The sequence below is a fragment of the Chamaesiphon polymorphus CCALA 037 genome, assembly GCF_003003845.1.
GTDB classification, from domain to species: domain Bacteria; phylum Cyanobacteriota; class Cyanobacteriia; order Cyanobacteriales; family Chamaesiphonaceae; genus Chamaesiphon; species Chamaesiphon polymorphus.
Window position 1 is genome coordinate 1 of sequence record NZ_PVWO01000018.1, and the last position, 19,599, is coordinate 19,599.

At 45.6% G+C, this 19,599-nt stretch carries 20 protein-coding genes; 12 read left to right on the forward strand and 8 right to left on the reverse strand.

Going from position 1 to position 19,599, the window contains the following annotated elements:
* Nucleotides 1–171: 171 nt before the first annotated feature.
* The 6 genes from C7B77_RS02635 to malQ all read left to right on the forward strand — a co-directional run bounded on the left by C7B77_RS02635 (nucleotide 172) and on the right by malQ (nucleotide 7,114).
* Complete coding sequence (locus tag C7B77_RS02635) at nucleotides 172–1,146, forward strand: YHYH protein (protein WP_106300042.1); 975 nt, start codon at nucleotides 172–174, stop codon at nucleotides 1,144–1,146.
* Nucleotides 1,147–1,328: 182 nt separating this feature from the next.
* A complete protein-coding gene (gene nadA / locus C7B77_RS02640; RefSeq protein ID WP_106300045.1) occupies nucleotides 1,329–2,291 on the forward strand; it encodes a quinolinate synthase NadA in 963 nt (320 codons plus the stop codon).
* 298 nt (nucleotides 2,292–2,589) lie between these two features.
* Nucleotides 2,590–2,949, forward strand: a complete 360-nt coding sequence (locus C7B77_RS02645; protein ID WP_106300047.1) for a hypothetical protein — start codon at nucleotides 2,590–2,592, stop codon at nucleotides 2,947–2,949.
* Between the two features lie 376 nt (nucleotides 2,950–3,325).
* Nucleotides 3,326–3,655, forward strand: coding sequence for a hypothetical protein (locus tag C7B77_RS02650; protein WP_106300049.1), 330 nt, complete (start codon nucleotides 3,326–3,328; stop codon nucleotides 3,653–3,655).
* A 542-nt stretch (nucleotides 3,656–4,197) separates the two neighbouring features.
* On the forward strand, nucleotides 4,198–5,442 hold the full coding sequence (gene trpB / locus C7B77_RS02665; protein ID WP_106300055.1) for a tryptophan synthase subunit beta: 1,245 nt from the start codon (nucleotides 4,198–4,200) through the stop codon (nucleotides 5,440–5,442).
* Between the two features lie 130 nt (nucleotides 5,443–5,572).
* Entirely contained in the window at nucleotides 5,573–7,114 is a 1,542-nt protein-coding gene (gene malQ, locus C7B77_RS02670; RefSeq protein WP_281261326.1) for a 4-alpha-glucanotransferase, read from the forward strand.
* 105 nt (nucleotides 7,115–7,219) lie between these two features.
* On the opposite strand, the gene C7B77_RS02675 is transcribed toward malQ, so the two are convergent.
* On the reverse strand, nucleotides 7,220–8,548 hold the full coding sequence (locus C7B77_RS02675) for a cytochrome P450 (protein ID WP_106300059.1): 1,329 nt from the start codon (nucleotides 8,546–8,548) through the stop codon (nucleotides 7,220–7,222).
* 24 nt (nucleotides 8,549–8,572) lie between these two features.
* Entirely contained in the window at nucleotides 8,573–10,282 is a 1,710-nt protein-coding gene (locus C7B77_RS02680) for a lipoxygenase family protein (protein WP_106300061.1), read from the reverse strand.
* 787 nt (nucleotides 10,283–11,069) lie between these two features.
* Here C7B77_RS02680 and accC point away from each other — a divergent pair.
* Complete coding sequence (gene accC, locus C7B77_RS02685; RefSeq protein ID WP_106300063.1) at nucleotides 11,070–12,425, forward strand: acetyl-CoA carboxylase biotin carboxylase subunit; 1,356 nt, start codon at nucleotides 11,070–11,072, stop codon at nucleotides 12,423–12,425.
* Nucleotides 12,426–12,491: 66 nt separating this feature from the next.
* On the opposite strand, the gene C7B77_RS02690 is transcribed toward accC, so the two are convergent.
* The 3 genes from C7B77_RS02690 to C7B77_RS02700 are packed head-to-tail and all read right to left on the reverse strand — an operon-like array spanning nucleotide 12,492 to nucleotide 14,318.
* Nucleotides 12,492–13,526, reverse strand: a complete 1,035-nt coding sequence (locus C7B77_RS02690) for a DUF2891 domain-containing protein (protein WP_106300065.1) — start codon at nucleotides 13,524–13,526, stop codon at nucleotides 12,492–12,494.
* 46 nt (nucleotides 13,527–13,572) lie between these two features.
* Nucleotides 13,573–13,920 (reverse strand): TfoX/Sxy family protein, encoded by a 348-nt coding sequence (locus tag C7B77_RS02695; protein ID WP_106300067.1) that lies wholly within the window; start codon nucleotides 13,918–13,920, stop codon nucleotides 13,573–13,575.
* Nucleotides 13,921–13,937: 17 nt separating this feature from the next.
* Complete coding sequence (locus C7B77_RS02700) at nucleotides 13,938–14,318, reverse strand: nuclear transport factor 2 family protein (protein WP_106300069.1); 381 nt, start codon at nucleotides 14,316–14,318, stop codon at nucleotides 13,938–13,940.
* 152 nt (nucleotides 14,319–14,470) lie between these two features.
* Between C7B77_RS02700 and C7B77_RS02705 the strand changes: the two genes are divergently transcribed.
* Nucleotides 14,471–14,938 (forward strand): hypothetical protein, encoded by a 468-nt coding sequence (locus C7B77_RS02705; protein ID WP_106300071.1) that lies wholly within the window; start codon nucleotides 14,471–14,473, stop codon nucleotides 14,936–14,938.
* A gap of 195 nt (nucleotides 14,939–15,133) precedes the next feature.
* Here C7B77_RS02705 and C7B77_RS02710 read toward each other — a convergent pair whose 3' ends face one another.
* Complete coding sequence (locus C7B77_RS02710; protein WP_106300073.1) at nucleotides 15,134–15,748, reverse strand: antibiotic biosynthesis monooxygenase family protein; 615 nt, start codon at nucleotides 15,746–15,748, stop codon at nucleotides 15,134–15,136.
* Between the two features lie 26 nt (nucleotides 15,749–15,774).
* On the opposite strand from C7B77_RS02710, the gene C7B77_RS29575 reads away from it, so the two are divergent.
* Both C7B77_RS29575 and C7B77_RS02715 read left to right on the forward strand, forming a co-directional pair.
* Nucleotides 15,775–15,939: a hypothetical protein gene (locus C7B77_RS29575; RefSeq protein ID WP_181243685.1), complete on the forward strand. Its 165-nt coding sequence runs from the start codon at nucleotides 15,775–15,777 to the stop codon at nucleotides 15,937–15,939.
* 96 nt (nucleotides 15,940–16,035) lie between these two features.
* Nucleotides 16,036–16,872, forward strand: coding sequence for a hypothetical protein (locus C7B77_RS02715; RefSeq protein WP_106300075.1), 837 nt, complete (start codon nucleotides 16,036–16,038; stop codon nucleotides 16,870–16,872).
* Nucleotides 16,873–16,886: 14 nt separating this feature from the next.
* On the opposite strand, the gene C7B77_RS02720 is transcribed toward C7B77_RS02715, so the two are convergent.
* Both C7B77_RS02720 and C7B77_RS02725 read right to left on the reverse strand, forming a co-directional pair.
* Nucleotides 16,887–17,465, reverse strand: coding sequence for a YdeI/OmpD-associated family protein (locus C7B77_RS02720; RefSeq protein ID WP_106300077.1), 579 nt, complete (start codon nucleotides 17,463–17,465; stop codon nucleotides 16,887–16,889).
* A 58-nt stretch (nucleotides 17,466–17,523) separates the two neighbouring features.
* The gene (locus C7B77_RS02725) at nucleotides 17,524–18,162 is read right to left on the reverse strand and encodes a TetR/AcrR family transcriptional regulator (protein WP_106300079.1); all 639 of its coding nucleotides are present in this window, start codon (nucleotides 18,160–18,162) and stop codon (nucleotides 17,524–17,526) included.
* An 85-nt stretch (nucleotides 18,163–18,247) separates the two neighbouring features.
* On the opposite strand from C7B77_RS02725, the gene C7B77_RS02730 reads away from it, so the two are divergent.
* Both C7B77_RS02730 and C7B77_RS02735 read left to right on the forward strand, forming a co-directional pair.
* Nucleotides 18,248–18,538: a hypothetical protein gene (locus tag C7B77_RS02730; protein WP_219891964.1), complete on the forward strand. Its 291-nt coding sequence runs from the start codon at nucleotides 18,248–18,250 to the stop codon at nucleotides 18,536–18,538.
* A gap of 144 nt (nucleotides 18,539–18,682) precedes the next feature.
* Nucleotides 18,683–19,387, forward strand: coding sequence for a Coq4 family protein (locus C7B77_RS02735; protein ID WP_106300081.1), 705 nt, complete (start codon nucleotides 18,683–18,685; stop codon nucleotides 19,385–19,387).
* Nucleotides 19,388–19,599: the final 212 nt, after the last annotated feature.

Below are 19,599 nucleotides of genomic sequence, written 5' to 3' on the forward strand. Positions count from 1 at the left end.
GAATAAAAAGCCTGAAACTAAGGTTAGGTTTGTTGCGTCACGATCGTTGCAAAAATATAATAATACTAAGGATCATTCTGTCCTATTGGCATTGTCTAATAAGAAAGTAGCGCGATTACCTCACGGCGCGGCTACGCCAACGATCGACGTCTCTGAGTCAGAGCCTAAACCATGAGATACTTTTGGAAGATTGGTAATCAAAAATTTAACATTCGTCACACGATCTTCGTTGGTATATTTTTAGTCGTGCTGTTGATGACTACTTTTGGCTGGTCGGCGACTGCCTATAAACCTTCTACGGCGATCGATTTTCATCGGATTCCCATCGGCGATGGGCGCATTTCTACCCAACCTCAAACAGGATTTCTGTGGTCGTGTCGGACTGAGTTTGGAGGACGGCGACGAGGCGCACATGCTAGTGGCAATTGGATCGATCGCAATAAAACATACGATATCACCACCAAACCAACTGTTAATGGTAACGTTTTTTGGCCTGGGGACTTTAATATTGCCATCAAAGATCGTTCTCGCCAAATTGTTAGCAATCGACTCCCCCAAGATCCGACCGGGGAGTTTCCAATTTCGCCTAATGACGATGCCTATGCTTTCGATCGCAATCCTAACTCGATTCGATCGGCCAGAGCGACACTCAATTTACCAGCCAATCCCCAACTAGCCGAAACTCCATCCTGTGTGCCGATGGGTCAAGTTGGCATTCTCCTCAATGGCGGCTATTTATTCAATGCGCTCGATGCCAATGGCAAAGATGCCCTCGCCCATGAAATCCAGGATACTTGTCAGGGACACCCCGAGCATCGCGGTACGTATCACTATCACAGCATCACTACCTGCCTAAATAAACGCGATCCTGGCAACGGACACTCGGCACTGTTGGGCTATGCTCTCGATGGCTTTGGCATTTACGGTCATCGTCTAGACGGCGGTAGAATGGCCACCAATAGCGATCTAGATGTCTGTCACGGACATACCCACGAGGTTGACTGGGATGGCAAAAAGACCAACCTCTATCACTATCATGCTACTTGGGAATATCCCTACACGATCGGCTGCTATCGCGGTACACCCGTACAAGTGGCTCGACCCCGCAGATCGGAATCAAATCGATCGGTGGAGGGTAGGCTTTAGGTTTTAGGCTTTAGGCTTTAGGCTTTAGGCTTTAGGCTTTAGGTTTTAGGTTTTAGAGTTATCCATTACCCATCCACTCATCCACTCATCCACTCATCCACCCATCCACCCACTTGGCATTTTGGTAAAATCTACTATAATTGAAATAGATCGACCAAAATACCCCCAAGCCAACCACCTAAATGTTTGTCACTGCACGTCCAACTGCCAATCTAGATCGAATCCCCGTTGATGTTGTAGCGGCAATTCAAGAATTAAAACAATCGCTGAATGCGGTCATCCTGGCGCATTACTATCAAGATTCCGAAATTCAAGATGTGGCGGATTTTATTGGGGACTCGCTCGAATTATCGCGGAGAGCGGCCAGTACCGATGCCGATGTTATTGTATTTGCTGGCGTTCATTTTATGGCTGAGACTGCCAAAATTTTGAATCCCAATAAATTAGTTCTATTACCAGATTTAGCCGCCGGATGTTCGCTGGCGGATAGTTGCCCGCCCGATAAGTTTGCCGCATTTAAGGCACAGTATCCCGACCATATTGTTATCTCTTATATCAACTGTACGGCAGAAATTAAAGCTCTGAGTGATATTATTTGTACCAGTTCTAATGCCGTCAAAATTGTCAAGCAGATTCCCCCAGAACAGGGCATTATTTTTGCACCCGATCGCAATCTCGGTCGGTACGTGATGCAGCAGGCAGAGCGGGAAATGGTGCTATGGCAAGGAAGTTGTATGGTACATGAGACTTTTTCGGAGAAGAAGTTAGTACAATTAAAAGTTAACTATCCCGATGCCGAAATTATCGCTCATCCAGAATGTGAAGAGGCGGTATTGCAACATGCCGATTTTATCGGTTCGACGAGTGCTTTATTAAAATATATAGCTCAGAGTCAGCGGACTCAATTTATCATTGCGACCGAGCCAGGAATTATTCACCAAATGCAGAAAGCTCAACCTCAAAAAGAGTTTATCCCCGCACCACCAATGAATAATTGTGCTTGTAATGAGTGCCCGCACATGCGCTTAAATACACTAGAGAAGTTGTATTTAGCAATGAAGAATCGAACTCCTGAAATAACAATGCCTGAAGATATTCGATTGGCAGCTTTACGTCCGATGCAACGGATGTTAGAAATGAGCTGAGTTAGAAATTGTTAGCGATGCCATACCCGACTTCTCGAAGAAGTCGGGGTTTTTTATGCAACCTCGATCGATAAATTGCATCTCAGACGTGAAAAAATTACTTTTAGCCTATAACTTTAGTCACGATTAATGCCTGGATCGGCTCGTTACTTCTGGTAGATAAAAATAGATAAAAAGCGTTACCTTAGCTCGAAGATAGAAGCTCGGCGATCGAGATAAAGTAGTAGCAATCGAGAACGAATCGATTTCCAAACTACTCTTTCCCGAAACACCCTTAGCCAAGTAACAGGATTTATATATGTTGAAATTTACATCTTTAGCAATTGGTTTACTCACTGCAATCTCGATCGTGCCATCGGCTCAAGCTTTACCTATTTACGGAACTCCAGTTATTGTCACGCAAACATATAGAGGCGATCGGACTCCAATTGTAGTAAAAGTCACTCAGCCAACATATCGAGACTCTAAATACGATCGTAATTGGGAAACTGATCGTCGTCGCCAATGGGAACTAGCACGCAAGCGAGCAGCAAAAGCGCGGTGGGAAGCACGATACTCTCGATACAGATACTACAACGATCGTTACTCTAACGATCGTTATACTGACTACCGTCGCGATAATAATTCTTATGGCGATCGGCACAACTATCGTTACTAATAAACAGCTCTTCTTCGGACATATTTATCTCCAGGGCAATCTAATTTAGGTTGCCCTTTTTACTTTTTACGATTGGAAAAAATCGAGTTAATTGGCGATCGATTTCAGGGGGATCGTAAGATAATTAATTTAGTGAAATAAAATATTTGCATTACATTATCCTCCCATTGGTAAAAAGTGAACCCCATGACTATAGTCATGCTTCGTCCAAGAGCGATGGTGACTTTGGATAGGTGCAAACAGCTTGAAAGTAGGACTTTAGTTGGACGATCTGTGTCTAGAAGCAAGCTATATTTAAATTAATCTACTTAAGGGTTCGATATTCAGCCTGTTACTTTGACGAAAAGTTTTTACGTCACCATAGGATGATTTATATATGTCAAAACTTACCTCACTAGCCATCGGCGTACTTAGCGCAATTGCAATCTTGCCAGCATCCGAAGCGATGGCGGCTACTAGCAATCCTGCCTCAGCTAGCCCAGAACCAGCCGGAAATCTGCAAGCTCAAGTTATTTTCAAAATTGGCCCTCAATACCACGACCGTGGCTACCGCCGTCGTGGCTACTATTCAGACTGGGAACACGATCGTTATCGTCGTCGCCTAGAATGGGCGCGCGAGCGCGAAGCTCGTGCTCGTTGGCGCGAGCGGTTCTATCGCGATCGCTACGACCGTCACTTCGATCGCGACTACCGTTACTATAGATAAACTCGCACTAACGATTGCGATCCGCACCGACAACGGGGTATTTGCTAGGGGAACCATGAAATAGTAGATTTGCCAGTCGGCGGCTGAAATAGTAAAAATTGCGATAGTGAATAGTGCCGCTGTGTCTGAATGTGAATTATCTATTTTGGAGGACGATCTGAGTTTAGATCGTCCTCTTTTCGATCGTGGATAGGGACGAGCGAGCGACGGTATAATAATCTATTTAGTAGCTGTCGATTCTCCTTCGGAGAGGTTAAGCCAACGACTCGATCGCAATTCGCGCTCATTGCAACGGCAAAAGTCCTGCGGCGCAATACTTTTGCCAGCCACTCGATCTCCAACATTTCGCCACCGCTACAACTTACAGATTGCCAACTTCACGAATGCCCGTCGTGGAGCCACCCTGTCTTGATGCGCTGTCTTGTCTTGTCTCGCTGTCTTGACTGAAACGCACGCTGTAGGTGAGCGAAGCGAGACGTGCCGAAGGCGGGAACCTCAGCGCGATTTCAGTCGCAAAATCCACAATCCACAATCCAAAATTCATGACCCAAACGCCCCTCTCACCCAACCAAAATCGTCAGTTACCGCTTCAACAGCCAGACAATCTCGGTCGGTTTGGCAAGTTTGGGGGGAAATACGTGCCAGAGACGCTAATGCCTGCGCTGCTAGAGTTTGAAGCCGAGTACTATCGCCACACCAAAGACCCCGAATTTCATCGGCAACTCAACGAACTACTCCGCGACTACGTAGGCCGCCCCAGCCCCCTCTACTTTGCCGAACGTCTCACCGAGCGTTACGCTCGTCCAGATAGCACTGGTGCCCAGATTTACCTCAAACGCGAAGATCTAAATCATACGGGCGCACACAAGATTAATAATGCCCTAGCCCAAGTTCTCCTTGCCAAACGGATGGGCAAACAACGGGTAATTGCTGAGACTGGTGCGGGTCAACATGGCGTGGCAACGGCGACAGTCTGCGCGCGGTTCGGGCTAGATTGTGTCATCTTCATGGGCGTGGAAGATATGCGTCGCCAGGAGCTGAACGTGTTTCGGATGCAATTGCTCGGTGCGGAGGTACGTCCGGTCGCCGCTGGCACTGGCACGCTTAAAGATGCTACTTCCGAAGCGATTCGGGATTGGGTGACGAATGTCGAGACGACGCACTATATCCTCGGATCGGTTGCTGGCCCTCATCCCTACCCGATGATCGTTCGCGATTTTCATGCGATTATCGGTGTGGAAACTCGCGCTCAAGCAATGGAAAAATGGGGCGGTTTGCCAGATATCTTGCTAGCTTGTATCGGTGGTGGTTCCAATGCGATGGGACTATTTCACGAATTTGTTAAAGAACCAACCGTGCGGTTGATTGGCATCGAAGCTGCTGGCGAAGGCGTAGACACCGACAAACACGCCGCAACACTGACTAAAGGTCGTCCGGGAGTACTGCATGGTGCGATGAGTTATCTGTTGCAAGATACCGACGGACAAGTCACCGAAGCCCACTCAATTAGTGCCGGATTAGACTATCCTGGGGTAGGGCCAGAACATAGCTATCTCAAAGATTTGGGACGTGCTGAATACTACAGCATCACTGACGCTCAAGCTCTAGAGGCTTTTCAGTTATTGTCCAAGTTAGAGGGTATTATACCCGCCCTCGAAACATCCCACGCGATCGCCTACCTCGAAACTCTCTGCCCTCAACTCACTGGTAGTCCCAAGATTGTCATCAATTGTTCGGGACGCGGTGATAAGGATGTACAGACGGTGGCGAAGGTATTGAAATTTTAGGAAAGTTGGGAGTTTGGAGTTTGGAGTTCGGAGCAATTGGGCTTTAGGACTTAGGATTGAGGTGTTTGAAGAAATGCTCTCGATCTACTGACTCTTCCACTCCTTTCTCTTCCATGCGCCTTCTCCGATCATCCTCGTTACTCCCAACTCTTCACTCCCCACTCCCAACTCTTCTATGACTCGCTCCAGCGGAATTCTCCTCCATCCCACCTCACTACCCAGTCCCTTTGGGATTGGCGACTTAGGTGAAGATGCTTATACGTTTATTGACTTTTTACATAATGCCAAACAAAAATATTGGCAGATTTTACCGTTGGGGCCGACGGGATATGGTAATTCTCCCTACATGTGTTATTCGGCGATCGCGGGCAATCCGTTGCTGATTAGTCCGATTAAACTGTTAGAAGATGAATTACTAACTCCCGCAGATCTGGCAAACTTACCAAAATTCCCCACTCACAAAGTTAATTTTCCACTCGCGATCGAGACTAAAACGAAACTATTTCATATTGCCTTCGAGCGATTTTTGACGACAGTAGATAACGACCAGAAAACTAATTTTGACAACTTCTGTCACAGCCAAGTTTACTGGTTGGATGATTACGCTTTATTCATGGCAGTGCGCGAGGCACATGGCGATAAGAGCTGGCATCAATGGGAACCCGATTTAGTCAAACGCGAACCGCTTGCCTTAATTCATTGGCAAAATCAACTCAAACATCAGGTTTGCTATCATAAATTCATTCAGTTTAAATTCTTTGAACAGTGGTCGGCATTACGACTATATGCTCGCGATCGTGAAGTCGAAATCATTGGTGATATTCCGATTTATGTCGCTCATGACAGTGCAGATGTCTGGGCAAATCAAGAATTTTTTGAACTCGATCCCGAAACTGGCGAACCCGCATTAATGGCTGGCGTTCCACCCGATTACTTTAGCGAAACCGGGCAATTGTGGGGAAATCCCGTCTACCATTGGGAAAATTTAGCACATACCCAATTTAATTGGTGGATTCAAAGATTTGAATCGTTATTGAAATTAGTCGATGTAATTCGGGTCGATCATTTTCGGGGTTTTCAAGCTTTTTGGGCGGTCGAACAGGGCGAAACTACCGCGATCGACGGTCGCTGGATCAAGGCTCCAGGGGCAGAATTATTTGCCACCCTCCAACATAAATGGGGGCGGTTGCCAATTTTAGCTGAAGACTTGGGTGTAATTACGCCCGATGTCGAAGCTTTGCGCGACCAGTTTGGATTTCCAGGCATGAAAGTCATCCAATTTGCCTTCGGTTCGGATAATGGCAATCCGTTTTTACCATTCAATCACGGACGCAATTTTGTGGTGTACACGGGTACTCACGATAACGATACCACCGTCGGTTGGTTTGAGAAATTAGAAGGTCGCGAACGCGATCGATTTTTACTATATATTGGTGGGATTTGTCAAGAAGGAGTTCACTGGAATACGATCCGGTTGGCGATGACTTCTGTTGCAAATCTCGCAATTTTTCCGCTCCAAGATATCTTGGGTTTAGGCGGTGATGCACGGATGAATTTCCCTGGATTGGCTGAAGGAAATTGGGAATGGCGATACGATCCGGCTGTTATTAACGAGCCACTAGCATTACGGTTGAAAAATTTAACCTTAATCTGCGGTCGAGGTAGTCATTAGATCGCACTTTGAAAATTTAACGACAGAAATTCCAGATGTCTGGTGGGCTGTGCCCACCAGCATATTGTCGATCGATTGTCCTCAATCATTTGTGCAACAAAACCATTATTTCTGACTGAGTTTAACTTTGACACCCTCACGAGGCATAATCGTACCCGAAAAATATTGTGTGTCAAAGTTACTGCTAGGCTCAAGTTCCACAGAGTATTGCGAAAGGATATTGACTAATATAACTTTCGTACAAAGTAAGGTAAACGCCATCCCAATACACTGGCGGGGGCCAGCACCAAAGGGAAAATAGTGGAAAGGAGGGGGGGCATTCGTAAAGCGTTCTGGCATAAAGTCATTGGGATGCTGCCAATGGTTGGGATTACGGTGGAACGACCAACTACTGATAAAGATTTGGGTTTTCTCAGGGAGAGTGTAGCCGCCTAGTGTTGGCGATTGTCCGGGCATAACTTCCCGAATAAATAACGGCACAGCAGGATACAACCTCAAAGCTTCTTTAACTACTAGATCGAGATACTTGAGTAGATTGATATCTGCTAGACGAAATTCAGTGCCGCATTCTTCCAAAAATACGGTGATTTCCGATCGCAATTTTTGCATTGCTTCGAGATTTTCAGCACATAAAAATAAGGCCGCAGCTACTGCCTCTGCCACATTTCTGGTGCCTGCGGTAAAGGTTGTGGATAACTCCTCCCGCAATTGTGTTGTTGATAGCTCAGTGTCCTGACTGACAAACGATAACAGATCGATTCCCTGTCGATCTGGCTGCTGCTGGCGTTGATGGATTTGCTCCTCAATGAAGTTATTCCAGTGCTGACGCTGCAACCAAAATTTTGGGTTTAGAGAGAGCGGGTAAGGCAAAAATGCTTGCCCTCCACGATTATTCATTTCCTGCATTAACTGTGTAAAGGCATCGAAATAGCTGCTATCCATTTCCGATCCCAAGACTGTCAGACCGAAGATCTGAAAAGACAATTGCACCAACTCACCAAATAACTCTACAGATTTAGGTGTTGAGCTAGGCTGTAGGATTTGGAAATAACTGTTAGTTGTTGTTTGAATGGTTGGTACGATCTGCTCGAAATAATTATCGATTTGGGCGGCTGAGAATGGGTGGTTGCGGCGTTTGAACTCCCAATCTTTACCATTGCTTAAAAAAAGACTGTCCCCCATCACTGGTTCTGCTGCTTGCCGAGGAGAATTCTTGTAATAGCGATCGCGATCGGTCACTAAAACTCGTTCGATTAAGCCTGGATCGTTAATTAAAATACTGGCTCGATCGAACAACCAAAAGCGCATCATATCGCCATAAGCTAAACCATATTCATACAATCTAATATGAGATGGCGTACCCACAAAGTCTAAAGCATTGCCAATTAAAAATTTAGGATCGGGGCCTGGAATCCGGTTAAGATCGTTTGACATATGTATATCATCCTCTTTACTTGTTTAAATATTTAAACTATTTGGCACATTGGAGGGCAAGAGAAATAGATATGGTTCGAGTCGAGTTTCATTCCGTACCGAAATTTCTTGTTCGATTTCTTGCAATCTTGCTTGAAATTTCTGCAACACTCCCCGAGCGCGAACATCGACGAATTCTCGATCTGGATACCCTAAACGATTTGCCCGGAAAACAGAGAGAGTTCTCATCAATTCCAGTTGCTTGGCTGCCAACTTTTGTGGTGGCAGAATATTTAAAATGGTCTCCTCATTAATTTCCACATCGCGGCTGGGCGGATTTCCATAGGTAGCCAGCGGGATATTGGGTACAAATGCCATATAGTCATACTGAGGATAGTTCACCGCACCATGTTGAGGGCCACTGACAAAAATTAATTGGGTGACGATCTCGACAAGTTGTTCTAGCGTTGTCAGTTGACCATTGGGAACTAAACCCGTGACATTACCCCCCTCTGGAGAAATCAGCTTTTTCGCCCAATTCTGTAGTTCCGGATCGCCAATAATCTTGGCTGAAGACGTGTAGTAGAGGTTTAGATAATCACTGACGTAAACTTTAATTGCGTTCCACAATAGTAGAGCATCATCTCTATAGGGGTAGTCTGGCAAAAAATTTTCTCCCGATCCATCCACATCGGTTTCCCCTACTCCTCGCCGGGTGAGTTCTTTAGGTATGGCAAACTCAGTGAAGTTTTCTAGGTATTCTTTGATGGCTGCTTTAATTACACCGATCGAGGCTTCTAGAGTTCCGGCTAGCAAATCGTCTGCATAACCGCCTGGGCTAATCAATTGTTCTCGGGCTAGTTCGTTGATTGCTAGGGTAAATTGAAAATGGGGTTTGAGCAGAACTGAAAGGGGATGATTTGGGGCTAATTCATTGGCGGTTGCTAACACAAAAGGTTCTAATACCAAATGAGTTCGGCCTAGATGACTGATAGCTTCGTGATAGTTTCCATCAGCCATCTGAGCAAAGATTTTTGCCATCAACCAATGCCTTCCGTCTCTTGGGGTATAAATTGGATTGGCGATCGGATCGGGTTGCTGATTGATTTGAATGGCGATCGGTGCTAAATTACCACGATAATCTCCATAACCTGTGGGTTTCCAGCAGTACAATACTAAGGGCGCGGCAATAGTTTTTGTTACTTTAACTTGTTGTCCATCCCGTTCGTATTGGTAGCCTCCTGGCTTGAGTCCATCCAGCCCTTGATAATTGGTGAGGAAGATTCTTCCCTCAGCAATTGCCTCTGCCAGAGTTTTTTTAGTTAACATGATTTTTTGGAATATGGCATCTGTAACTGGAAAGTTATCGGGCAACTTGTCAATTACACGCTCGATTACCATCGGGTTGGCACCAGCAATACGCTGACGGGCAAAAACAGCATCATTGCGGAATGTTTCCCAGACCGAGGGTTTGGGTAACAGTGGAAACATCTCCTGATAATCTTCTAATTTATCGAAGGGATCGAAGACATTTTCGATACTGCTTGCCAAAGTATTTGCAATTAAAGATACTAACCCAGCATCTCGCTCCAATAAGTATTTGAGTGAAAACATTTCCGACTGGGGCAACTCTTTAATTAGCAGGATCCCGGCTGTCTGGCTATATTGATAATCTTCTCGCTGCTGCGCGATCGCCTGATTTCGCTGCTGCTGTCGATCGAGGGTATCGTCTTGGGGCAAACTCGGTTGGAGCATGGATCTAATTCTCCGATTCTAAAAGTTTGACAATTGAAGTATTGAAACTCTAAAGGTGCCTATAACCTACCGCTAGCAGCCTTTTTTACTCAACCAACTATCTCAATAAAGTCGGGTTCGCGAGCATTGTTAGCTGGCGTTTATACAATCGATCGAGCAGTATTAAATGATTGTTACTGACAAGTTTTACAACTACATTCAACTCTAAATGGTGCCACCATTATCAGAACATGAATGCGATTTCGGAAAGATCGGACGAGTCACAGCGGACAAGATTCAGTCTAAAAACCATTGCTTCAGATCGCTTACCCGAATACTCAGTCGGAGAGAACATAAGCGATAAGATTCAGTCTAAAACCCATTGCTTCAGAACGGTGTAATTTTCTAACATTTTGTAATATTCTTTCGAGCATTGTATTAAAGCTCTAGAAAGATCTAGATTTTTTTCAGCAACAAATTATTGTCAGAGATCTCAACGAACATGAAAGACGATGATTTAGACCCATATCTTCAATCGGGGCGGTAGAAAAGTTAAAAGTCCCTTGGATTTCAATACGGTTCGGTTGGCTAGCGACTGAAGTTGCTGCTAGTACAAGACGGCGGAAATTAAACTACTATTTCTGACCCTCGTCTCCTGCCCGCTCCCCGCTCCCCGCTCCCCAGATCGATCCTCGCTTTGCGTGGGGTGAAATGATAACAGACTCACCACTTTGTATATACTGAGTCATGAGTCTAAAAATAAAATCTGCAACACTCCCCATCTCTAAAGTTAGGAATTTGTATCACAATGTCTTTCTCTAAAATCTTAATTGCCAATCGGGGCGAAATCGCTCTGAGAATTATTCGTACCTGTGGCGAGATGGGGATTGGTACAGTTGCCGTGCATTCGACGATCGATCGCAAGGCTCTTCACGTTCAACTGGCCGACGAAGCGGTGTGTATCGGCGAACCAATCGGCAGTAAGAGCTATCTGAATATCCCGAATATTATCTCGGCAGCGTTGACTCGCAATGCGACCGCCATTCATCCCGGCTACGGATTTCTGGCTGAGAACGCGCGATTTGCCGAAATCTGTGCCGATCATCATCTGACTTTTATCGGCCCTTCCCCAGCCGCCATGCGGGCGATGGGAGACAAATCTACCGCCAAGGAGACGATGAAACGCGTAGGCGTACCGACGGTACCCGGTAGCGATGGACTTTTAGCCGATGCCGAAGAAGCACTCAAAATTGCAGGCGAGATCGGTTATCCCGTGATGCTCAAAGCTACTGCTGGCGGCGGCGGACGCGGGATGCGACTGGTACGCGAAGAGGCAGACTTAGTGCGGTTATATCATGCCGCGCAGGGCGAAGCCGAAGCCGCATTCGGTAATGGCGGCGTCTATGTCGAGAAATTTATCGAATGTCCCCGCCATATCGAGTTTCAGATCCTCGCCGATAATTATGGCAATGTCATCCATTTGGGCGAACGCGATTGCTCGATCCAACGCCGTCACCAAAAGTTATTAGAAGAAGCTCCCAGCCCAGCCTTAACGCCAGAATTGCGTCAAAAAATGGGTGCAGCGGCGATCGCAGCAGCCAAGTCGATCGATTATGCTGGAGTCGGCACGGTAGAATTCCTACTCGATAAATATGGTAATTTCTACTTCATGGAGATGAATACCCGGATTCAAGTCGAACATCCCGTCACAGAAGCGATTACCGGACTAGATTTGATCGCCGAGCAGATTAAAGTCGCTCAAGGCGAGAAATTATCGCTGACTCAGGAGCAAGTAATACTCAAAGGACACGCGATCGAATGTCGCGTCAATGCTGAAGATCCCAACTACAATTTTCGACCATCCCCAGGTAGAATCACTGGTTATTTGGCTCCAGGTGGCCCTGGAGTGCGGGTCGATTCCCACGTCTATACCGATTACGATATCCCCCCATTTTACGACTCCCTAATTGGCAAATTAATTGTCTGGGGTGTCGATCGAGATACGGCAATTCGACGGATGCGTCGCGCGCTCCGTGAATATGCAATTACTGGCGTTCCTACCACGATCGATTTTCATCAACGCATTCTGGAACATCCAGGCTTTCTTAAAGGCGAAGTTTATACTAACTTTGTCGAGCAAATGATGTCACAGGAAGGGCTGTAATTGAGCTATGCGATCGATTTACTTTTGCAAATAATTTTCTATATTCGCCACAATATCGATCGACATTTAACTGCCCAGTCCGCGTGCAGTCGCCAAATAAACGGCAAACGTGCCTACCCAATGACTGCTAGCATAGCAATCGCTAGTGACATCGACAGAGCCATGCTGACGATGTAGCTCTGCGATCTCCCGCAGCGGTGCGAGTCGAGCATCATCAATGGGTAGTTGCGAAATTATACCTTCGAGCATCCAGGCTCGGCTGAGGTTAAGACCGCGAAAGTGAGCTTGATAATAGTCATTCGGATTCTCGACTTGCAATGGTTGCAAGCACTGGCTGGCTTCGGCTGCGTGGAACTGAGGCAGAAAATTACTCAGCCAATCGGCAAAATCTGTCGGTGCGAGTAGCCGTCGCATTAAATCTGCTTCCGCCAGACCTGGAGAGATAAAATCATAGGCGATCGGCTCGATCTGTAGGGGATAATTACAGTCATTAAGATAAAATTGCCGTGCTTTAGTGGCGATCGCATCGGCAAAATCTCGATCGGATCGACTCCGCGCCCAATCGAGGGCTAATCCGAGCGCAAATGCAGTCTGAGAGTGCGTGCCAGTGCGATCGGGAGCAGCCAGTTTTTGCAGCCAGATCTGAAAATTAGTGGCGACTATCGTCTCTAAAGGTGCTAAGGCTGCCAGCCACGTATTTGCTTGAGGATCGTCCCACTCCCGTAATTCCATCGCTAGTTGTAACAACCATGCAAAACCATACGGACATTCAAAAAAGGGCCGTTTTTGCAGATGAGCGATTTCGCCCTGAATTTTAGCTGGAGTGAGACTGCGATCGAGTGCTGTTCTCACACTATCCGCAAATGTAGCGGTGGGAAAACACCGACACAGCCGCACCAGCAACCAATGACCGTGGACGGCGGAGTGCCAATCTAGACATCCATAAAACGCAGGCGTCATTTCCCGTGGTGGCTTGATGTCCTCATCACTATCGAACCAACATAGTTGGCTGTGGGGATATTCTCGATCGATACAGTCGAGTACCAACTTCACGAAACTAGCGGCAGTTGTGCGATCGATATGATTGTTGTTGAATTGCATAATTGCTCGCGATCGGATTGCGGTTATCTTTACGACATTCTGCACTCTATTTCAGCGGAGATTTTTTTACCTGTTTGGGTTTCTTTGGCTTGGGAGTAGGCAACTCACTGGCAGTTAATTGAATCAGAGCGGATAGCCACTCTCGATTATCCAGTTGTTCTTCAATTAAAAAGTATGGTTTGGCACCAGGGTAAGGCGGAGCCTCAATCACATTCGCGATCGTCGAGCGACCGCCAGCAGTTGGCTTGACAAATAATTGATTATCACAAATAAGTGCGACGACTTTGTTTTGACAGTAAATCGCATATTCCCCAAACATTTTTTTGAATGAAACTTCCCCCGCTCCATCCATAAGATCGCAAATATATTCGACAAAATTTAAGTCAGAAGCCATATTAACTTTGGTATCAACTAGGTGGCAATCGTTCCCACATGTCCGGCGACGATTTGTAGCAAGCCTACGGAAGAAACCGCCCACACCCGCGTAAACCGAAAATCACTCTCCATTGCCGTGCCTTCATAACTGCCCAAAATGTGCGTTCGCACAGACACGATCGAAAACCCCTCGTTGAGTTGAATCTGTCGTTCTGAAGGCGTTATCGACTCGATCTTTATCGCACCCGATCGATGCATGTCGAGATCTTGTTCTTTACTCACCAGTTGACCGAGATAGCTAGTAAAAATTAGCTCTGGGGCAATGAGTGCATCTAGCTCGGCCACATCAGATTTTAACATCGCTTGCCGCAGACGTTCTTCTATTTCGACGATTTGCAATTCGGTAGGTTTACTCATCACAATTTATTTAAGTTTAAATTCTCTCGCTATTATGAGTGTTTGTTAGATGTTTCCAAATATTTACTTAATGGGAACTCAAGATAATCCAATTAAGTCTTGACAATTAGGCTACGCTAATTATTTAATTCTCACTAACCACAGTATCAGTAATGAAAGTCATTTCGCTATTGGCGATCGGTTTGTCGATCGCTCTTTATCCGATCGCTCTATCTGCACAACCAGAACCTTCACCAAGAACGATCGTTAATAATGCCGCTGCTTTCAGGCAACTACGGGGCGATCGCAAGTTGAATTTGCAGTGGATTGGTTGGGATAATTGGAGCGATTTTGGTAATGCTAAAGTATTCGATCGGCGCGGTACGCTATTTATTAGAGGCAAGCAGACCAAGGGTGATGACTTTCTGACAATTGACGGCAAAATTCTCAGAGTAGACGCTAAAGAGTTTACCTTCCGAGGCAGAATCGTGACGAAAGTCAAGGATAACAATAACGGTCAAGCCTGCGAACGCGAAGGTGATATGGTATTTAAAATTACGCAGAATCGCAGATACTGGCGATTGCAACAAATGCAAAGTCCCTGCGGTACTGAAACAGATTATGTAGATATTTTTATGTGATAATTTGGATTTTGAATTTAGTTTAAACGCTCGATCGAATCGTAAAAGGCTAAAAGTATCGGGCGTCGCTGGGCTGGATTGATGTATGAAGCAGAGATTTTGCCCTCACCCCGCCAGAGCCTGCGGCTCTGGCGGGGTGAGGGCTAATCATACCTTAATCCAGCAACGCCAAGTATCGATCGCAATGGTAACTAATTAAGTTGTGAAGACTACTTCGTGCAATATCTTCTGATACTCATTGTTCGCCAGATCGAGCATCTCTCCAAAAATGGGGGAAAATGGACGGTTGGAATCCATCGCCGTGAAATCTTCAAGAGATCGCCAGTGACCGAAATTGATACACCGCCAGCCATCGAGACTACGGTGAGCGTGCGTGGAAATTAGCCCCGCTTGTCCCGATACCATCTCCAGTGCGTACTCAAATAATTCCACGAACCGAGGCTGGTATTCGGGTTGCTTCATTTTGAAGATGCCAAAGTTGATGAGTCCATCCATGTTCGGCGCAAGCTGCAACTCGCTATCTTTAGGTTCGGAGGCAAAGATTTCAAATAGATGCACGTCTGGAACGTCAAAATCTGCGAGCGGTTGGGTAGCTATATAAGATGCGGAATCGCTCCATTGAATATAGCTAGTTACGCGCAACCCATCACGACTACTCAGCACCGAGCCAGATCTAAATCCGGCTTGGTGCTTTAACGTAGATTGAATATTGTCAATTGCGCGTTCTACCACACTTGTTTGACTCTCAGGTGTCACAGGGAAGATGGCAAACTCAGCCAGCAAGCCATTTGTTTTACTGATTACGGGCATTTGACACCTCCGAGAATTGCTACTTTGTGACGTATGCTAGCACAAAACTTTCTGACAAACTGTTGGCGATCGACTACAAATTCAAATCGAGATCGCCCATCGAGAGCGATCTGGACGATACATTTGCACTAGTATTAAATCTGGAAGTCTTTCTAAACGTAGCAGGCGATCGACCGATCGAAGCTCGATAATAGTGAAGATCGTAGGAGCGTAAATTTATTGCACTTGTAGCTATATGCCTGCGATTGGTTGAATCTAAACCACAACTTAAATCAGGAATAGCAGTTATGACTCATCCCGCCTATCCAGCAATCCTCGAACAGATCGTGAAATTCGAGGATCCGTATGACGACATTACCAAACACGATCTACTGGCATTAGGTGTTACCACCGAGATGATTCCCGATCTCATTGGCACTATTTTAGACGATAAATATTATGAAGATTATGATTCATATGAAGGCTTCCCGCATCTATATGCTTACATTGCTCTCGGACAATTAAAAACACCAGCCGCGATCGATGGTTTAATTCTGGGTGTCAAGAAATGGGCGCATACTGATTGGTTTGAATGGTTTTGTGAAGAAATGCCCGATATTTTCGGTGCGATCGGCCCTGTGGCAATTCCACAGCTCATCGAACTACTTCAGGATAAAAGTCTTACCTTCGATGCTCGCAGTTGCGCGCTGCATTATTTACTACCCATTTCCGTCGCCCATCCAGAAGAACGCGATCGTTGTGTCGCCGCACTCGTTAGCGAATTAGAGAAGTTTGACGATAACGATCCAGAACTAAATGGTTATATTGTCATGTATTTAGTTGCTGACTACAAGGCGATCGAAGCAGTCCCAATTATTGAAGCAGCTTATGCTGCCGAGCGCGTAGATCCTGCCTTCATCGGCGATTGGGAAGATGTCCAAGTACAGTTTGGATTGATACCAGCGCGAACTACTCCCAGACCAAATTATTTGGGGATAGATAGAGATAGAATGTTTGGGAAACAAGCGAGTCTCCTCGATAATTATGCAAACGCAGCAGCAAAACGGAGCGAAAATGCAACCGCTAAAAAGAAAGCCAAGCGCAAACAAGAAAAGAAAGCTCGTCAAAAAAATCGACGTAAATAATTTAAATATCTCGATTAATGATTTGCCTTAATATTTTCACTTGCTAATCTCACGGTTTCATCGATTCGCTTTTGGCGAGTTTCCGGTTTCTTGGCATTGAGAATCCATTCTAAAATACCGCGTTTGGAAGAACGCGAAAATCCTTCCCAATATGCCAAAGCTGTTGAATTTTTGTCAAATGCGAGTTGGAGATCGGCGGGGATAGTAATATTCTCTACTTCATCCAATGCCGTCCAAGTTCCTGTCTGTTTCGCTAGCTCGATCGATGCCAATCCGGCTACCGTCATGAGATTTGCGGCGATGAGTTTCTCGACCTTCAATTTATTGACTTTACTCCAATTACTTTTGGGATTGCGTTTGGCAAAAAACTGATAATAACTTTCAGCATCCCGTTTGTTTGGCGTACTATCGATCCACCCAAAACATAAGGCTTCATCAACAGCTTCTGGATAATAAATGCTTGGAGTATTGCTTTGTTTTCTGTAAATAATCAGCCAAACAGATCGTTCGGATTGATGATTATTCTCTAGCCATTCGCGCCATTCTGCTCTAGATTTGGCGTAAAAAGTTTTGATGCCATCTTTTAGTTCCATAAGAAATAACCTACATACACGATCGACCTATTAACTTTCAACTTTCAACTTTCAACTTTCAACTTTTTAAAAAATAACTTTGTAAATAACTCAGCATCAATCGTTTAGTTTCGGCAACTAACCGTTGCTGAAAAAGCTGTTCTTGACTGAGCGATAACCACAATAAAGTCCCGATCGCTTTGACTACGGTAAACGCGATCGCCTCGTAATCGGTAGCAGCTAAACCCGAATGGTATCTAGACAAAGAGGCAGCCAAATCTTCAATTAGCTGCGTATCAGCCGCATTTTCGATCGCTTCTAATTCGGGAATCGTGCCTTGTACCTGCATGAAAATCGAATGGTAACCAGGATAATCTGCAAAAAATTGTGCTGTGGTATCGACAATTCGATCGACATAGGCAGACAGGCTCAAATTTGCCATTTCAGTGGGATCTAACTCCATAAAACGGTGGTGGAGTCGATCGTTATAGCGCATCGCTAGAGCACCGACGATCGCGCCTTTATCTGGAAAAAACTGGTACAGCGAACCGATCGGTACTTTGGCACCAGCGGCGATCGCATTAGTCGTAGTGTCATTGTAACCCTTGGCAATAAATAACTGTTCGGCCACATCCAAGATCTGACTCACTCGTTCTTGACTCCGCGCCTGTCGCGGTTGTCGCCGCATTCCTGACGATTTTGCTGAATTTATAGCCATTTTGCAACCAAGTCTAGATCGATATCTGAGGATTGCTCGCTTTTTTCTTGACAAAACATGAGTGATGCTCTTATTCTAGAAAAAGATGATTAATGCTCGTATTTTACCTGAAGTTGTGGAGGACAAGATCGCCATGAGTTGGGATATCGTTGGCTGGCTCGGTGCCAATCTCAAATGCCCGATCGCTTGCTGTGCTATTGGCTGGCGATTCCTACGGTATAAATTTCATCCCTGGATGACTTTGGCAACCTCTCCACTCAACATCCTAACTAAATCGGGTATCGATCGTACCCACGCCCAAAACCGTTATCTGAGCGCGATCGGTAAAATTAACTTTGTAAATGTGTACGCATTGCTCGACAATTTGCTGTGGTAAACAGAAACTGCCGATCGATCGCGCGTGCGATCGCTCAACTTCTGCTTAACAAAGAACAGGGTTTTAAATCCTCACCCTAACAACCCAATTATCAATTATCAACTATCAATTATCAATTAATTCAATTCTGTGGAGATGTTTGTCATGACATTAATGGATGCTTTCAACGCAGGTTTACCTTTTAATTCTAAAAATCAGCAACACAGCCATTTCCAAATAGTGATGATTTTAAAGTCTTTCATTGCTATGCTCGTAGGCGACCAGAGCCTAAAAACGGTGGGCGAGATGTCAGATGCATTGGTAGAAACCCCCGCCTTTAACTTGGCGGCTCGACAATTGCAGCGCAATCCGGCTTGCGCCAAACTGATTCGCGATCGCTATATTCCGGCTAATTACGATCTCGACAAACTCCTCACTTATCCTCAAGATTCACTCGGATACATTTATGCTTCAGCTATCAAAGGATCGGGATTCGATCCCAATTTACATATCGGGATGAGTGCCGCATCGGATGCTAAATATGTGGAGCTGCGCCTGAGTCAAACTCACGATATTTGGCATGTAATTACTGGATTCGACACCTCGCCGATCGGTGAAATTGGCTTGCAGGCAGTTCATTTGGCACAGTTTCCCTATCCCTTAGCCACGATGCTGGTTGCCAATAGTTTGATGTCGAGTACCTTGTTGTACCCCGAAGGATTACCTGCATTGTTAGGTGCGATCTCCCAGGGATGGCAGACGGGCGAAACGGCTGGGGCGTTGTTCGCGCAAAAGTGGGAAGAGGCATGGGATAAACCGTTGGTACAATGGCAAGCGGAGTTAAATATCCAACCGATCCGATGTCATTAATGTTCGCAGAATGCAGCCTTTTCGATTGAATCTGTTTTAGATCTTGGATTCGATCGAAATCGCGATCGATCGAAACTATGCGACTCGATCGTCCAAACGCGCTGCCTAGTATCGATCGAGCAATTTCTGCTGAGACGTTTCTTGGAGTATAATTTTGAAAAGATATTAAATAAAATTACAAACAATACTAAGCTCGAGAAAATAATCCTCTA

Bases quoted from the DNA above. Each gene is read 5' to 3' on its own strand.
- C7B77_RS02635 (WP_106300042.1), top strand. From the start codon at position 172: ATGAGATACTTTTGGAAGATTGGTAATCAAAAATTTAACATTCGTCAC.
- nadA (WP_106300045.1), top strand. From the start codon at position 1,329: ATGTTTGTCACTGCACGTCCAACTGCCAATCTAGATCGAATCCCCGTT.
- C7B77_RS02645 (WP_106300047.1), top strand. From the start codon at position 2,590: ATGTTGAAATTTACATCTTTAGCAATTGGTTTACTCACTGCAATCTCG.
- C7B77_RS02650 (WP_106300049.1), top strand. From the start codon at position 3,326: ATGTCAAAACTTACCTCACTAGCCATCGGCGTACTTAGCGCAATTGCA.
- trpB (WP_106300055.1), top strand. From the start codon at position 4,198: ATGACCCAAACGCCCCTCTCACCCAACCAAAATCGTCAGTTACCGCTT.
- C7B77_RS02675 (WP_106300059.1), bottom strand. From the start codon at position 8,548: ATGTCAAACGATCTTAACCGGATTCCAGGCCCCGATCCTAAATTTTTA.
- C7B77_RS02680 (WP_106300061.1), bottom strand. From the start codon at position 10,282: ATGCTCCAACCGAGTTTGCCCCAAGACGATACCCTCGATCGACAGCAG.
- accC (WP_106300063.1), top strand. From the start codon at position 11,070: ATGTCTTTCTCTAAAATCTTAATTGCCAATCGGGGCGAAATCGCTCTG.
- C7B77_RS02690 (WP_106300065.1), bottom strand. From the start codon at position 13,526: ATGCAATTCAACAACAATCATATCGATCGCACAACTGCCGCTAGTTTC.
- C7B77_RS02695 (WP_106300067.1), bottom strand. From the start codon at position 13,920: ATGGCTTCTGACTTAAATTTTGTCGAATATATTTGCGATCTTATGGAT.
- C7B77_RS02700 (WP_106300069.1), bottom strand. From the start codon at position 14,318: ATGAGTAAACCTACCGAATTGCAAATCGTCGAAATAGAAGAACGTCTG.
- C7B77_RS02705 (WP_106300071.1), top strand. From the start codon at position 14,471: ATGAAAGTCATTTCGCTATTGGCGATCGGTTTGTCGATCGCTCTTTAT.
- C7B77_RS02710 (WP_106300073.1), bottom strand. From the start codon at position 15,748: ATGCCCGTAATCAGTAAAACAAATGGCTTGCTGGCTGAGTTTGCCATC.
- C7B77_RS02715 (WP_106300075.1), top strand. From the start codon at position 16,036: ATGACTCATCCCGCCTATCCAGCAATCCTCGAACAGATCGTGAAATTC.
- C7B77_RS02720 (WP_106300077.1), bottom strand. From the start codon at position 17,465: ATGGAACTAAAAGATGGCATCAAAACTTTTTACGCCAAATCTAGAGCA.
- C7B77_RS02725 (WP_106300079.1), bottom strand. From the start codon at position 18,162: ATGGCTATAAATTCAGCAAAATCGTCAGGAATGCGGCGACAACCGCGA.
- C7B77_RS02730 (WP_219891964.1), top strand. From the start codon at position 18,248: ATGATTAATGCTCGTATTTTACCTGAAGTTGTGGAGGACAAGATCGCC.
- C7B77_RS02735 (WP_106300081.1), top strand. From the start codon at position 18,683: ATGACATTAATGGATGCTTTCAACGCAGGTTTACCTTTTAATTCTAAA.